At 55.1% G+C, this 15464-nt stretch carries 12 protein-coding genes; 5 read left to right on the top strand and 7 right to left on the bottom strand.

The window, feature by feature from the left end:
• The first annotated feature begins 22 nt into the window (after positions 1–22).
• From recJ to NTX71_07035, 5 genes are all read left to right on the top strand, one after another.
• Positions 23–1732 (top strand): single-stranded-DNA-specific exonuclease RecJ, encoded by a 1710-nt coding sequence (recJ, locus tag NTX71_07015; GenBank protein MCX6339655.1) that lies wholly within the window; start codon positions 23–25, stop codon positions 1730–1732.
• Between the two features lie 56 nt (positions 1733–1788).
• The gene (locus tag NTX71_07020) at positions 1789–2448 is read left to right on the top strand and encodes a transposase (protein MCX6339656.1); all 660 of its coding nucleotides are present in this window, start codon (positions 1789–1791) and stop codon (positions 2446–2448) included.
• 46 nt (positions 2449–2494) lie between these two features.
• Positions 2495–3673 carry an MFS transporter gene (locus NTX71_07025; GenBank protein MCX6339657.1) on the top strand — a complete coding sequence of 393 codons (1179 nt, stop codon included), beginning with the start codon at positions 2495–2497 and terminating at the stop codon, positions 3671–3673.
• A gap of 101 nt (positions 3674–3774) precedes the next feature.
• Positions 3775–4173 (top strand): HEAT repeat domain-containing protein, encoded by a 399-nt coding sequence (locus NTX71_07030; protein ID MCX6339658.1) that lies wholly within the window; start codon positions 3775–3777, stop codon positions 4171–4173.
• Positions 4161–4415 carry a hypothetical protein gene (locus NTX71_07035; protein ID MCX6339659.1) on the top strand — a complete coding sequence of 85 codons (255 nt, stop codon included), beginning with the start codon at positions 4161–4163 and terminating at the stop codon, positions 4413–4415. Before NTX71_07030 ends, NTX71_07035 begins: the two co-directional genes overlap by 13 nt.
• A gap of 111 nt (positions 4416–4526) precedes the next feature.
• Here the strand turns inward: NTX71_07035 and NTX71_07040 are convergent, their stop codons facing one another.
• From NTX71_07040 to NTX71_07070, 7 genes are all read right to left on the bottom strand, one after another.
• Positions 4527–5600 carry a hypothetical protein gene (locus NTX71_07040; protein MCX6339660.1) on the bottom strand — a complete coding sequence of 358 codons (1074 nt, stop codon included), beginning with the start codon at positions 5598–5600 and terminating at the stop codon, positions 4527–4529.
• Between the two features lie 452 nt (positions 5601–6052).
• Positions 6053–9256: a VWA domain-containing protein gene (locus NTX71_07045; protein MCX6339661.1), complete on the bottom strand. Its 3204-nt coding sequence runs from the start codon at positions 9254–9256 to the stop codon at positions 6053–6055.
• A gap of 42 nt (positions 9257–9298) precedes the next feature.
• Positions 9299–9697, bottom strand: coding sequence for a response regulator transcription factor (locus NTX71_07050; protein ID MCX6339662.1), 399 nt, complete (start codon positions 9695–9697; stop codon positions 9299–9301).
• A gap of 240 nt (positions 9698–9937) precedes the next feature.
• On the bottom strand, positions 9938–10588 hold the full coding sequence (locus NTX71_07055) for a response regulator transcription factor (GenBank protein ID MCX6339663.1): 651 nt from the start codon (positions 10586–10588) through the stop codon (positions 9938–9940).
• Positions 10589–10612: 24 nt separating this feature from the next.
• Positions 10613–12196, bottom strand: coding sequence for a PAS domain S-box protein (locus NTX71_07060; GenBank protein MCX6339664.1), 1584 nt, complete (start codon positions 12194–12196; stop codon positions 10613–10615).
• Between the two features lie 265 nt (positions 12197–12461).
• Positions 12462–13337, bottom strand: coding sequence for a hypothetical protein (locus tag NTX71_07065; protein ID MCX6339665.1), 876 nt, complete (start codon positions 13335–13337; stop codon positions 12462–12464).
• 341 nt (positions 13338–13678) lie between these two features.
• Positions 13679–15361: an alkaline phosphatase family protein gene (locus tag NTX71_07070; GenBank protein MCX6339666.1), complete on the bottom strand. Its 1683-nt coding sequence runs from the start codon at positions 15359–15361 to the stop codon at positions 13679–13681.
• Positions 15362–15464 lie beyond the last annotated feature (103 nt).

The raw sequence follows: 15464 nt of genomic DNA on the forward strand, positions 1-15464 counted from the left end.
TCATGAGCGGGGGAGCACAATCATGCTGTGGAAAATCTCGGATGCGGATGAGGGCGCGGTCTCGCTGCTCGCGCGCGACATGTCACTGCCGGCGCCGCTCGCGGCCATACTCGTGCGGCGGGGGATCACCACCCCCTCCATGGCACGCGTGTTCCTCGATCCGCGCATCTCCGACCTCCACGACCCTTTCCTTATGGACGAGATGGACAAGGCGACCGAGCGCCTCCGGACCGCGCGCGAGAGGAGCGAGCGGATCCTCCTCTTCGGAGACTACGACGTGGACGGGGTTACCGCGACGGCGTCGATGGGAAAAATACTGGAATGCCTTGGCCTCCGCTATGCCTTCTGCCACCCCGACAGGTTCGCGGAGGGGTACGGTTTCAACCGCCGCGGGGTACGCCTCGCAAAACAGAGCGGCTCATCGCTCATCATCACCCTCGACTGCGGCACCGAGAGCGCCGGGCCGATCGCAGAGGCGCGCGCCATTGGCATTGATTGCATCGTGATTGACCACCACCTGCAGCGTGGGGACCTCCCGCCGGCAACCGCGGTCGTGAACCCGAAGAAAGAGTGCTGCCCCTACCCGTTCGAGGGGCTCGTCAGCGCGGCGGTCGTCCTCAAGTTCGCCCGCGCGCTCGTTGAAAAGGTCCCGCTCAAGATCCCATGGAGTGAGCTCCTCCAGCTCGCCGCCCTGGGGACCGTCGCCGATGTGGCAGCGCTCAGGGAGGAGAACCGCATCATCACCCTCCTCGGCCTTGCCGCGATCAACCGCTCTCCGCTGCCGGGCATCCGCGCGCTCGCGCGCGCGGCGGGCATCGGGGCGGGGAAAATCGGCGCCGGCCATCTCGCGTTTCAGCTCGGGCCCCGCGTGAACGCCGCCGGCCGCATCGGCACGCCGCAGCTCGCGACGCAGCTCCTGCTCGAATCGGATGAGGGCACATGTCACGCGATCGCCCGCGAGCTGAATCGCCTCAACGGCGAGCGCCAGGCCATGGAAAAATCTATCGTTGAAGAGGCGGTCGCTCAGATCGAGGGACGGGAGGAAATCGGGGGGCGCACGGTGCTGGTGGTGGCAGGGCATAAGTGGCACCGGGGCGTCGTGGGCATCGTCGCGGCGCGCATCCTTGAGCGCTACTACCGCCCTGCGGTGGTCATCGCAATCGAGAACGGGATGGGGCATGGCTCAGCCCGCAGCGTTCCGGAGTTTGACCTTTTCCGCGGACTCTCGCAGTGCCAGGATCTCTTTTCCTCATTCGGCGGCCACACCCACGCGGCTGGCCTCTCGCTTCCCGAAGCGATGATCGATCCCTTCCGTGAACGAATCAACGCGGTGGCCGACGGAGTCCTCTCCGAGGAGGATCTCGTGCCGAAGCTCAGGGTGGATGGGATGGTGCGCCTCGAAGATATCACTTTCGACCTCCTGCGCTTGTTTGAAAAACTCGAGCCCTTCGGGGCGGGCAATCCCCGCCCGGTGCTCGCCTCCAAAGGGGTTCGCCTGCTCGGCCAACCAAGAATCATCGGCCGCGCCAAGAACCATATCAAACTGACCCTCGGCCCCGCGGGGGGGAGCGGTTCGACGTTCGAATGTGTCGGATGGGGAATGGCGGGGCGCCTGCCCGCAGCGGGGACGGATCTCTTCGATGTCGCCTTTGTCCCCCAGATCAACGAGTGGAACAACCTTCAGCGCATCCAGCTCGTCCTCAAGGACATCCATGAGGGACACTCTTCATAACTCACTGCTATCGTGAAAGTTGTTATATAATTTAATTCGCTCTGCTGGAGTTAATTATGCCTCGAGTAGCACGAAGTTTTCAGCTTCGAAAATCCATTACATTCCATGTGCTCAATCGTGGCGTACTGAAACAACCTATTTTCCACGATGAACATGATTATTCAGCATTTCTAAGGGTATTAAAACGCTACATCAGCAAATTTAATACCAAAGTATACCACTGGTGTCTGATGCCCAATCATTATCATATCGTTATGGAGATGGTAACGCCGGAGGTGATATCTAAATTCATTGGCGGCATTCAGCAATCGTATGCAATGAAATATCACCGACGATACAAAACAGCAGGACGTCTTTTCCAGAGCAGATTCAAAAGCCAGGCAATTGACAAAGAATTGTATTTACTTGCTTGCGGCAGGTATGTTGAACGGAATCCGCTAAGGGCAGGTTTATGCCAGAATGCATGCGAATGGCCTTGGTCAAGTGCAAGATTCTATGCCATGGCCAAGTTAGATTCTGTCACCTCGCCAAATCCCGGTTTAAAAGAAAAATCGCCAGAGCAATATATTGAGTGGCTAAGCCAAGAGTGCTATTCAGAGGAAGAAATATTGAGAAGTAGCAAGGAAGTAATTGGTTCGCATAGATTTCAAAATGAGCTACTGCGGAAGCACGGCCGCTTAATACAACATAGGCGGGGAAGAAAACGAAATAATTAGCTATTAATGCACTGCGAATAAATATGTTATAAAGAGTGTCCCCCACATGGAAAGGAACAAATTTCTCAATTATTTCATCTATGCGTCCTTCACCTGCATTTATAGCCTCACCGCATTCTTTCTTCCTATTTATCTCATGGGGCTCGGACTGAGCGGCAGCCGCATCGGGCTGCTCCTCATGGTGTTCACCGCCACCGCCCTCCTGAGCTCTTTCGCGATCGGCCTCCTCGAAGACAGATTCGGCGCGAGGGGGAACACTGCCTGCGGGCTCCTCCTGATGGCGATTTTTTACGCGGCCCTTGCTGCGGGCAGGGGGATTCTTGTACTGATCCCGGCTTTTATCCTCGGCGGCTTGGGGAGCAACATCGTCCGCATCACGATGAACGCGCTCTTCCTCAAGTCTCATGACAGCGACCGGCAGGGGCGTGAGATCGGCTGCTTCAATTTTGTCTATCAAATCTTCATGGGGTGCGGCATCATCGCGGGCAGTCTTCTGCTCGTGCGGATAGAGTTCACACCCCTGTTTGCCATGTCATCAGCCCTCGTGCTTCTCCTCATCGGATTTGCCCTTTCGCTGCGCCCATCATCCATTCACGTCTCCCCGCTCTCTCACTATGTGCGCGATCTCGCGCAGAAGCGCGTGCTCCTCTTCTCCACCGCGCTCCTCCTCTTCTATCTCCACTGGGGGGCAGAGATCGCCTGCTACTCGCCGTTCCTCAAGAAGAATCTCGGCCTCAGCACCTCGGGGGCGGGGCTCTTCATGGGGCTGCCCATCTTCTTCCTCGCCTGCTTCACATATTATTTCGGCCTCAGGCGCGACCGGGGTGAATCGAGCATCCGCCTCGCGGTTGTCGCAATCCTCCTATCCGGCACCGGCCTCATTTTCTTCGGGATCTCACGTTATACGATCGTCTCATTTCTCTTCCGCCTCGTCCACGAAACGGGAGATGCCGCGTTCGTCATCTTCACCTACGTGGGAATCGCTCAACTTTTCCCGCGGGAACGCATCGGGGGGACGAGCGGCTCCATGTACGTGGTGATGATCAGCGCACAATCGGCAGGCTCATGGCTATTCAGCTGGATGGGCGGAGAATACGGCTATGTGCTCCCCTATGTCATCGCCGGCCTCTGCAGCCTGAGCGCCATCCCCCTGATTCTCCTTGCCCGCCGCCACTATCAATTCGGGCATGATGGAAGTTCCTCAGCGCGAAATAATGGACCTTAGTCCCAGGACTTTCCCTAAAAAATCATAGGATGAATCCGGAACATTTCAATCATCAGCACAATACGAAAACTGAGAACTGGAATGTATGGAAACCAGCCATAATGTCTTCACCACGGACCCGCATGCCTCCGCCGGAGCTGCTTCGCGCATGCAGGCTCCGTGATAAAACAGTCATTCCATGTCTAACAAGCGATTTGACGCCAGTAAGAAAGAACGCCGCGCCCGCCCTGGGCAGAGCCGACGACAAGAAGGCGATCGAGCCCCTTATCGCGGCGCTGCTCGATCCCGATGATGAGGTACGGAAAGCGTCGGCACGAAGCCTCCATGGGCTGACAGGACAGCGTGATCTGTACGACGCGCAGAATGCCTCAAAAGATGAGGCGCACCGGGCATGGCAGGAGTGGTGGACGAAGAACCAGGATACATTTACCGTCACCAAAATGGGTCGAGGCATGGCGCTCTCGACGAGAAGGAGCTGCAAACCGCAATGGACGAAATGATGAAGGGCCGCGAAAGAATAAAAAAAGGCGAACCTCTCATCGCGGACGTGCCGATGAAAAAGCTGGACGGAACCGAGGCGAAGCTCGCCGACCTGCTGGGCGGGACGACGCTCATCTACTACTTCCACTACAAAATCGACACATCAGGCAAGATTGCTGAATTTTACCGGGGGCTTCCCGAGGATACGCGAAATAGGCTCACCAAGAGCCTCAGCCAGTTGACATCGGCGAAAACACCGTAGTAACTTGACGATTGTGTTCGGGGAGAGAGGCCTTTCACTGTGGGCGCCTGCACCATCAAGGCATAGTAGAACAAACCTCACCGCTCATCCGCCCGGCGTCCCCTGCCTCCCCTATCCTGCTGCGAGGAACCACAGCCCCTTGAAGGATTGGAGCCAGAGCCGCGCGAATTCCTCTGACTGTGTGACGTACCACCAGAACCAGAAACCCACCCTGCGGTGCGCGCGCGAATCGTAGACAAATTTTCCCGCCGCCATCTCCCTCCCGGCAGGATAGTGCTCATAGCTGACGGGCTCATCGCTCGGCAGAGGCAGTGCGGCGCGCGGCCCCGCCCACAGCACATAGCTCAGGTTCTTGAGACAGTAGACGTTGAACGGTCTCCCCGACTCGTACACCGCATCGGAGGGAATCTGATCGTAGCGCGTGAGGTATGCCCCATCGCGGAGAAAGTAGTTTCCATTCGGCGCCCGCGAGCGGGGCCTGCTCCAGAGGAAATTCTTAACCAGGTAGGTCCACGCATTGTAGGGGGCCAGGCCCCTGATAAAAAAGGAGCGGCGCTCGAGGCCGGCGTGCCTCAGCGACCCGATGATGGTGGTGACGCAGTTGATTTCCATGCGGTAAAATGAATCGTTGCGGTGCTGCTGCCAGTACTCAATGATCTTCGCCTCTTCCTCCTTCGTCGTGGGATATACCATCCCCCAGATATTCCTGATATAGAGTGTCCCGTAATCCTGGCCGAGGCCGGACATGTTGAGTCCTTTGTTATAGAGATGAGCGTATTTCTGATTGAAACGGGCGAGATCTCTCTCAATATCTTCCCTCCCGACAGCCCGTGGGAGATTTTTTGGATCAAGCCCCCCGTACAAAAACTCGTCGCGGGTCGTGGCGATAAAAAACTGGTGTGTGAGCTGCCGGTCAACTGTGAGCACTAATCCTCCGGGCTCCCTTTCCCTGCATTGTCGGATTATCCGCTCGTCATCACGAGTTGCACTCTCAATATAGAGCGCCATATGCCCGAACGGCGTGCCGCGAAACCAGATATCCCCCTCGATGGGCGGTGGTTTCAGACCGACCGTCTGCCCCATGAGGAAGATCTCTATCCGGGCGTGCGCGATCGCGGGAATCACGATGGCACACAATATGGACAGTGAGATAATCGTGTTGCGGTAAGTAGTGTATAGTTTCATGAAATGATCGCGGCGAGCATTGTATCAGATTTTTCTGGTACTAAGGATGCAAATTGATTAGATAAAACTTAATAATCAAGGGCATTGCCGGATGGATTAAGAATGAGAAAAACGGTTACTCGCCCCATCGCGCATCTCGACGGTGCCGATATAAGTGTGAGCTTTCCAAGATGCCGTAGTGCGCTACAGGGCTTATAAATACCCACGCCTTTACAGGCGTGGTACTTGTTGGAACGAGCTTCGCTCGTTCTGTCGTCATTCCTGCGAACACAGGAATCCAGCCTTTCTGATAGGGGTAGGGAGAATCAGTTGCCCGATCCCCCCTCCCTCCGAACCGTGCAGGCAGTTCTCTCCCGACATGTCGGGACTCTCCAGTCGGCAGTCCGCTTCTTTTATGCGGTGAATGGAATTTATCCACTGTCCGCAAAGGGGGGAGGGAATACACCTCAACATTATCTGATTATACTGATCGGCTTCCAATCAAAATCCACCGCGCCCTTAAGCTGAAGCGGCATACCTGCCGGCATGAGAATCAGTGCGACGGTATAGTCACCCGTTCTTGGCACTTTGCAGACTCTGTGGACGTATAGCACTCGGCAAGAGTGATTGGGATTGGCGTACCCTCTGACATAGGGGGATGCCCCTTTCAGTACAACTCCGTCATACCTCACTGAGTAGAAATCCCCAATCGGTGTGCGCACGAGCAGATAGACGTCAGCGGGTGGCGCGGTGACAGGAGGAATGCATGCGGATATGGTGACATATTCTCCGGACGATGCCTTTTCGTCGCTCAGCTCGACCTGAAGTGTCTCGCAGAAACAGGGGGTAGGAGTAGGTGTAGTTACTATCAGTGGTGTCACTGTTCCATCAGGGCGTGTCGGCGTCGGGGTTGGTGTTACTGTAGGCGTCTCAGTCAGCGTCGGGGTTTTGGTCGGGGTCGGGGTTATCGTAGGAGTCTTGGTCGGTGTCTCCGTCGGCGTCTGAGTAGGTGTCTCAGTTGGAGTCTGGGTCGGTGTTTCTGTCGGTGTCTGAGTCGGCGTCTCGGTCGGTGTCTGAGTCGGCGTTTCAGTCGGAGTCTCTGTCGGGGTCTCAGTCGGCGTGGGCGTAATGGTTGGTGTCTCTGTCGGTGTCTGAGTGGGCGTTTCAGTCGGAGTCTCTGTCGGTGTCTCAGTCGGCGTGGGCGTAATGGTTGGTGTCTCTGTCGGTGTCTGAGTAGGCGTTTCGGTCGGAGTCTGAGTCGGCGTCTCTGTGGGTGTCGGCGTTATCGTCGGCGTCTCTGTCGGTGTCTGAGTAGGCGTTTCGGTCGGAGTCTGAGTCGGCGTCTCAGTCGGCGTGGGCGTTATCGTCGGTGTCTTAGTTGGGGTCGGTGTGATCGTAGGAGTCTTGGTCGGCGTCGGCGTGATCGTAGGTGTTCTTGTGGGAGTGGGCGTTATCGTTGGCGTATTCGTCGGTGTTGGAGTTATCGTCGGAGTCTTTGTAGGCGTGGGCGTGATCGTCGGAGTCTTGGTCGGCGTCGGCGTTATCGTGGGTGTATCAGTTGGCGTCGGGGTTACTGTTGGGGTATCTGTCGGCGTGGGTGTAATAGTCGGTGTATCTGTCGGTGTAGGAGTAATGGTCGGCGTTTTAGTCGGCGTCGGCGTTATCGTCGGGGTCTTGGTCGGAGTGTTAGTCGGCGTCGGCGTGATTGTCGGGGTGTTGGTCGGCGTCGGCGTTATCGTCGGGGTCTTGGTCGGCGTGTTAGTCGGTGTCGGCGTTATCGTCGGGGTCTTGGTTGGGGTCGGTGTGATCGTCGGCGTAGGGGTCCGCGTCGGAGTCCGCGTAGGCGTGGGTGTCTTCGTCGGACAATGCACCACTGGTGGATTGACGTATGTCACAGGGAATTCGGCCTGGCTGGAAGCTCCAAGATAATTTGTATACGTGACCTCTGATCCCGGGTTGACATCGACCGGCTGATTAAGACAAGTATCCGGATCGCCGGTGATAGTAAATGTAATAGTGCTCACGCTGTTGATACTCAACAGGCCAAGTTGCCAGGTCAGCGTTTGCCCGTTGATGCTCGGCACCGGAGTGGCTGAATTTGCCACATATTGAACGCACGCCGGTAATATATCCGTCACCACCACGTTCTGACCGGCGATATTCATGATGCTGAACGCGATCGCCTGGTAGATCGCTGCGAGATCGGCGGGAGTGGGAGCCGGGTAATAGTCCCCGATCCCTGATGCCATTGTCTGCATCGTGCTTACCGCAAGAGTGACGCACTCCGGGTGGCCTTGCCCTGAAAGATTATTAAGGAAAATTGTGAATATAATTGCTCCTGCGGCCTTCGCTGTCGCTGCCTGGGCGATGGCGTCGTCCGTGCAGGCCGTGGCGACCGTGGGCCATGTGGTACAGCCGGATCCAGAGTGCTTTTCGTTCGCCACGCCGTCCGAAAGCACTATCATCACCGGAAGGGCGTCGGCGCGATGACGACTTGAGGTCAGCTCAGCCTGCGCATCGAACACACCGTCTCCGATGTTTGTGGTTCCCCCTGAGGAGAGGCCGTCTATATAAGTCTTAATCGTATTGAAAGTTGTGCTTAACGTGCGAAGCGTACCTGCATCGGTACTGTAGGGGACCATCCCCACCTGATCATACGTATTATTCAGCTGGTCGATGAAAAGCTTCGCTGCAGTTTTGCAGTTCGCGAGAGGAGTTCCTTCCATGCTCCCCGATGTGTCGATCACCATCATCACATCAAGTTTCTTGCGCTCGGTCAGGGGATCTCCCGCCCCGTTCACGGTGAGTGTTATCACCGCAGTTTCGCAGAGATCGCCCGGTGCCGCCTGTTTTGATGTAGTCAGGTGTGGCGGCACTGGGGTTGGGGTAGGGGTTCCACTAAGGGCCACGAGTTCCAGCGCTGCATAATCCTGATAATTCACCCCGACTTGCTTCTCAATGGTCGGGTTTGCGCTGTCCACAACCGAGTAATCACCTGCGGGCAAATCGGTGAACACAACCCGGCCGTTTGGACCTGTTGTTCCTTCGTCCACAAGTATTTTATCGCCCCCTGTCTTGTCGTATAGTTCATATCTTCTGCCGGGAATCGCTGGTTCCCCCTCATCCCTGATGCCATTACCGTTTAGATCCTCGAAGCCGACCCCTTCGATGAGAGAGTAGGGAGCACTGCCAAAATCAACAGACCAGTTTGTCCACGGGTAGCTGTCCGTTCGCTCACAGCTCTGGCTGCGTGGGGTACTGCTCTCCCAGTTTCCCCAGTCATTATTGTCGGTTGCGGTTAGTGTGTAGAGCCCATTGGCTGAGACAACGTCAGGGAAGGAGGCATTGCCATCTCCATCAGTCACCGCGGTGTACTGACTTCCGTCCGGAAGTGTCAGTGCAAACTCCCAGCCAGACAGGTTGGGTTCATCGCTATCCTGAATACCGTTGAAGTTTATGTCTTCAAACTGGTGGGCGATGAGAGCGTTGATTGCGGACTCCTCATCAAATTCCCCGGCAGCCGCTGGCGGCACCAGACCAATGGTTCCTAAGAGTGGGGTTCTAACTGGCAGCACAAATGCCGCGATGAGGATGATCGCAAATAGTATGGCGGCGATATACCCCACACGGATCCGCGGTATTGTAGAGCACCTTTGAAACCACATTGTATTTTTCACAATCCCTCCCTTATTGAAGTACATATGTTCCTCCCTTAATTCCTACTTGTTATGCTCGCGTAAGATTGCTTCCACCTTCTTCCTGACTTCCTCCAGAACCGGGGGCAACTCTTCCAGGAGCGATTCCTTGGGAACGTATGGGAACCCAAGTCTCGCAGCCTCGCTCATGTTTGATGAATTGTCGTACAAAGTGATAAACACGACCTGCGTCTGCGGGAAGCGCTCCTTCAGTATCCGGGCGAAATCAAAACCGTTCATCCCCTTCAGGTGAATATCCACGATCGCCAGGTGAGGAGGCTGCTTCTCCACGACCTTCAGAGCCTCCTCCGCTGAATCCGCTTCGCTGGTCACCTGAATGAAATCATAGTGCGATATCATATTCCGGAGAGACTTGCGGAATGTCGGATGATCATCCAGCACAAGTGTGCGCAGTCTATGCATAGCGGGGGGAATTATAAACCTATCCTGATAAATGTAAATACTGCCCGGAGGGGTAATTTTGACGGAATGAGGGGGGTATTTTTCAAAACAATATGCCGTACATGAGGGCAGGAATCTACAGCAGTTTCAGCGAGGGGCTGTTCCATTCTGTTACTGCCTGCGGCGCTTTGCCTTACACAAGAGGTACGTGTGGCATTACGACAGGAACAGATCGGTCATTCCCCGTAATGCAAAGCATCCTTACTCAGGTACAGGGCCAAGATGATGCCTGAAAGCAAATTCCACCAGGTCGGAGTGCTTGTGCAGTTTGAGCTTCGTCATTATATTTTTCCGGTGGGTTTTCACCGTGAGCGCGCTGATGTGGAGCCTCTTTGCAATTTCAGCCCTTCTTGCTCCTCTGACGATCAAGCTCACGATCTGCCTCTCCCGCCCCGAGAGACTATTTATCTCACTTTTAATCTTCCCAGATCGAGGGGTGGCAAGCTCGTCCGCCACGATATCTGAAAGCGCCGGACTGAGATACCGCCTCCCGGTCATGATCTTTTCAATGGCAATGATAAGCTCTTCGACTGCTCCGTCCTTGAGAAGATAACCCGATGCCCCCAGGCGGATGGCTGAAGTGACAAAACGCTTATCCTTGTGAATGGAGAGGACGAGGATTCTAACTTGAGGGAGGAACTTCAAGATCTGGGATATGGCTTCCAGGCCGTTCAGACCCGGCATACTGATGTCCATTATGATAAGGTCAGGCTTGTGTTGCCGTGCGTGCTCGATCGCTTGAATCCCATCCCCCACCTCGGTGACGACGGCATGGGGGGTGTATTTCTTAATAATTGCCGCGAGCCCCGCCCTGACTACCGCGTGGTCGTCAGCCAATAATATTGTTTTCACACATTAATCCCGAGTGTTGCTGTTTCAAGAGGGAACCTCTGCCTCCAGAACAGTCCCCTGGCCAGGATGGGAACTTATTCTCAGGGTTCCACCCACCGAGACAATCCTTTCTTTCATCCCCAGGAGTCCTAACCGCTGGGGTTTTTTTACCTGAGACATATCAAACCCTCTTCCTTTGTCCCGAATCTTCAAACACACCTTATCGCCCTTCTGGTTGAAACTCACCTCCGCGTGGGTGACGTTTGCGTGCCTGATGATATTGGTCAAAGCTTCCTGCGTGACACGGTACAGGGCAATTTCTTTTTGATGCGTCAGCTTGCATTTCAGGTCTTCCCATGTGAATTTGATCGCTATTCCGCTCCGGCTGGCGATGAAGTTTATCTCGTGCTCAATACAGGGTATCAATCCAAAACTATCCAGCGTCGCCGGCCGCAGCCTATTCGATATTCTGCGGACATCGTCCATGGCCGCATCAAGAAGCTGGACCACCTCTCCCAATTCACGATGCACCGCCCCGTCAAACTCGGGGTGGTCTTTTTTGATCATCCCCAGGCTCAACTTGATAGCGGTCAATACTTGCCCGATCCCGTCGTGGAGTCCTCGCGCAACCCTTTTTCTCTCTTCTTCTTGAAATTCGAGCAACCTATTGGAGAGCCTCTCGAGTTGTTCGGCCTCCTCCACGCGCTTGCGATGGGTGATATCCCTGCCATAAATGCGTATCCGCGGCGGATCGGTGATATAGTGTATTGTCTGTTCATAGCAGGTATCGTCAATCTTTATCTCTCGAACAAAGAAGTGTCTTTCCGCGCGCGTGACGTTAGGGATGACCACCGAACAAAAATCCACGAGCCACGGATGCTTCACCCCCGCCGCACGAAGTTCAGGAAAAAACCGCCGGGCCGCGGGATTCGCATAAAGGATGCGCCCGTCCAGATCTGCTTCACATACGGGATTCGGATTCTGTTCCGGAAAAGATGCCAACCTGGCGATTTCCTCCTCCGCCTTCTTGCGCTCCGTGATGTCGCGGATAATCCCTATAGAGCCGAGCAGTTTCTTGTTCTCATCTTTAACATTCCTGAGCCACTCTCCGCATGAATGTATTTCCGCAGGATGATAGTCCGCCAACGTTCTGCCCTTGCCCCTCACCAGTATCCTGGCTTCTAGGTTTCTCGTGCACCTTTTTCCTGTCCTCCGCTCGTCAAACAGCTTTGGTGAGCCTGCATCACCGGTCATCCTCCCTTTGTATTTCGGTAATACCTTCAGCCGGCTTAACACCTTAACATCATCAGGGTGCAGCACATATCCGAAGCATTTCCCGATAAGCCTATTCGGCTCATATCCCAATTGCCGTATAGCTTCATTGACAAAAACAAATCTTCCATGCGAATCAAGCATGTAGATTATGTCGGGGATTGTCTGAATGAGTCTCCTGAATAGCTCCTCGTCTAACCTCAGTTCTCTCTCAGAGGCTTCCAGCTTAACTAATCGCCGGCGGAGAGCTCTCACCTCACGCATCAGTTGCGTCTTTGCTTTGCCGCTATCTTTCATCCTCTTTCTCCGGGCGCTCTCATTATTGCCAATGGTCAGTATGCTCTCCTTCACGCCCATAGTTTGTCTCTTTGTCAACTGCACGTAAATATACTATAAGGCCTGTACACTTGACAGCCCTTTTCACAAATAGTCCGGTATCTTGGCCCGGGTAATGCCTCAGTGAAGCACTGATACGCACGCTGCTGTCATTGCGGGCGGTGCGAAGCAATCTCAACTCGTTGTAATACAATAGATTGCTTTCCCGGCTCACCGGGACTCCTCGCAATGACATGATTATGAAAGTAGCCTTATGCATAACATCCCTGACCATATGCACCGCTCTTCATTGTTGCAGCATGCTGTTCAGACCAAGGATTGGCGCCGCGCCGACATAATACAGGATAGACTTTCCCATCTGAACAATATTGATGAGCCTGTTCTCTCTCGCGATGTATTCCTCCCCCGCTGCCTCCCCACTCCTGACCGACAACGTGGTGTTGAACGTGTAGCGACCATTATATTTCGAATAGGCGAGTTTCTCCTTGCCATCGGGAGAGACAAACTTCTGCCGATGGATCTCACGCCATGGGACACCGGGGAGACTCTTCCCATCCCAGGCCACTGCCTCGGCTACCCTGTCACCGGGGAAAGAGGGATCAATCCTGACCTTCCACATTTTTGCGTACCAGTCAGGAGGCGGAGATCCCTGCCTCTTCCATGATCGTGGTCGTTCGCCGGGGCAGTACACGAATCCGGCATAGGCCGTGAGAGGACCCTCTCTTTCCCATATAACACAGGGGAATCCGTAGGAGAGGTAGCCATGATCGAAACCGGGGGGCATCGAGAATCCCCGTTTTTCTCCACTCTTGTAGTTGAGCAGATAGAAATCAGGCACTCTATCTTTATTTTTAAAACGCTTCCCCCACGGAGGGGAATAGAGGATGAGCGGGCCGAACGGCGAGACGGAGAACGCGTCGGCCCTCGCGAGGCGCCGGTGCGTCCTGCGTTCCCTGTCGTAGAGGTAGAGGTCATGCCCCTCTCGAAACCCGAGCAGAAACGGATAGTAGCGCAGCCGATCCTCCTGGTAGACCACCCCCATACCATCGCTGGTGAATGCAAAATCATCTACATTCACCTTGTAACGCGGCCCGGGTATGAGGGTCCCACACCCAACGAGGGCAAAAAAACTCACAACGAAAAAAGGAAAATATCTCTTCATTTTATTTTCCACCACGGACCTGCCCGCCGGCAGGCAGGGACACGGAGAGCACGGAGACATTGTGATGAAGAAATAAATACAGCCTAAAAATGGCTCTCCTCCACTTTGTGCGGATAATACCAAACAATCCCTTCTATTTATGGCTCATGACGGAATTTTGTGAAAGAAATATACGGAAACAGTCTGCATAACATCTGCCAGACACGCTGCATCTTGTTGGCTGGCTTGGGCTTGAGCCTTCGAGGGCTCCGCTCAAGCCAGCCAAAGTAGGTGAAAAACCCCCCCGCTTATCATTCCTAATTTTTTCCTCCGTGATCTCCGTGCCTCCGTGGTAAGAAATATTATTTTTCTTCTATCTCTTTCCAGAACGACACGCCGTCCAGGTTCAGCCCGCTGATGCGGTCGCCGCAGCCGAGGTAGTCCAGAATCGTCGGCATGATGTCCACAATGCGGACCGTCCCGATTCTCCCCTTCCTGATGCGCGGCCCGGCGATGACGAGGGGCACCTGCATCTCCCCCTTGAGAAATCCTCCGTGGCTGCTCATGTTGACCTCTTCGAAATCCCATTCGTCCGCGGCAACGACGAACAGATCGCCTGCGCACGGGCTCTCAAAAAGCGAGGGGAGCTGTGCGACCACATCCGCCTGCGAGAGGTCGCAAGTCGCGTTCAGCCATCCGCGCGACGGGTGATAATCCCCGTCCATGAGTTTCGCCGCTCGCGGATCACTCCGATATCCCAGCGGATCCTCACCGCTTACGACTCCATACGCGAATAGTGATCCGCCGCCGGGGCCCTGTGTCCTGATGAGGCTCGCGCCTGCAGCAGAAAAAATGGCAACCTCCCCTTCCCGCGGCTGCCCTATCACGAACCTGATGCCCTTTGCGCGCCTTAATTTTTCCACCAGGTCAACCGCGCCCGAAGGAGTCTGGTAATTTCTCAGCTCCTCCCACGTTGGTTTTTCTTCCCAGGATGGCATGCGCTCGGGCGGGATCCACCGCCCCTCAGGATTGTGCCTGACATACAGGGATGAGTTCCGGCCGTTATTCGCCACGATGACGGAGAATTGCTTATAGTAGCGCTCCCGCTCCGCCCGCGACTTCGATCGATCCACTCGGGAGGCGTGATCGAGCGCGGAGAGGCCGAGCTCGCGAGCGAAGTATTCTTCCAGCAGAAGATAATTCTCTTTCTTAAGAAGCATGTGCCCGTGGTCAGCGACGATAATTCGGCATACGCTGTCCAGAATGCCGTTTCGATCAAGCGCTTCCATCAGCTCACCAATGGCTTTGTCTATCTTCTTCAAATGCGCCCTCGCCTCTCTGGAGAACGAGCCATGGCAGTGAGAGACATGATCGAGACCAGGCAGGTGAATAAACGTCAGGCGCGGGAAAACCCCCTCCCTGTTCGCGCACTCCACGACATCGCCGAACTGCTCCAAAAAACTCTCGTCAACCTTCCCCCAGTCCCCGAAGAGGTAGTTGCGCATGGCGACCAGGTTATAGTACATGGAGATATTATACGTGCTCCCCCTGCTCGATCGGTTGCACACGCTGACGGTCATTTCGTCCCCGAGAATTTCAAAGATCGTCTTTCGCCGCATGTACTCATTCGGGGTGTAAAAATCGCTGACGGAAAAGACCTCGTTCCGCCGCAGGCCCGCCTGGTCGAACCAGCGGTTTCCTATGACATCGACATGCCCAGGGTAGGCGCCGCAGATAATCGCGGCAACCGATGCGGTGGTGATCGATGGGACAGTGCTGAGGGCGCATGCCGCGGAGCTGCCGCGGTCGACAAAATATTTCTTGATCGCGGGCAGGTCACCGGCGCGGACCATCTCGTCGAACAGGTCGGCCCTGCACCCGTCAATGAGCACAAGGACAACGTGCCCTCCATCCACGAGGCAGTTGACCCGGAAATCAAACGGGTAGTCGCTCGACCGCACGCGGCCGGACCCCATGCCGCAGCCGGTTATCACCATTGCAAGACCGGCGAGCCAGAGGATGTCAGCCAACTGTTTAAATCTCAAATTCCTCATGCCCGACTTGTTCAAATCGGCAAAATAGTTGAAGTCGTTTAAGTCGCTAGGTGTTCTTAAACGTACCGCGATTTGAACGATTCCAACGACTTGA

The sequence above is a fragment of the Candidatus Auribacterota bacterium genome (assembly GCA_026392035.1).
Lineage (GTDB): Bacteria > Auribacterota > Tritonobacteria > UBA1439 > UBA1439 > JAPLCX01.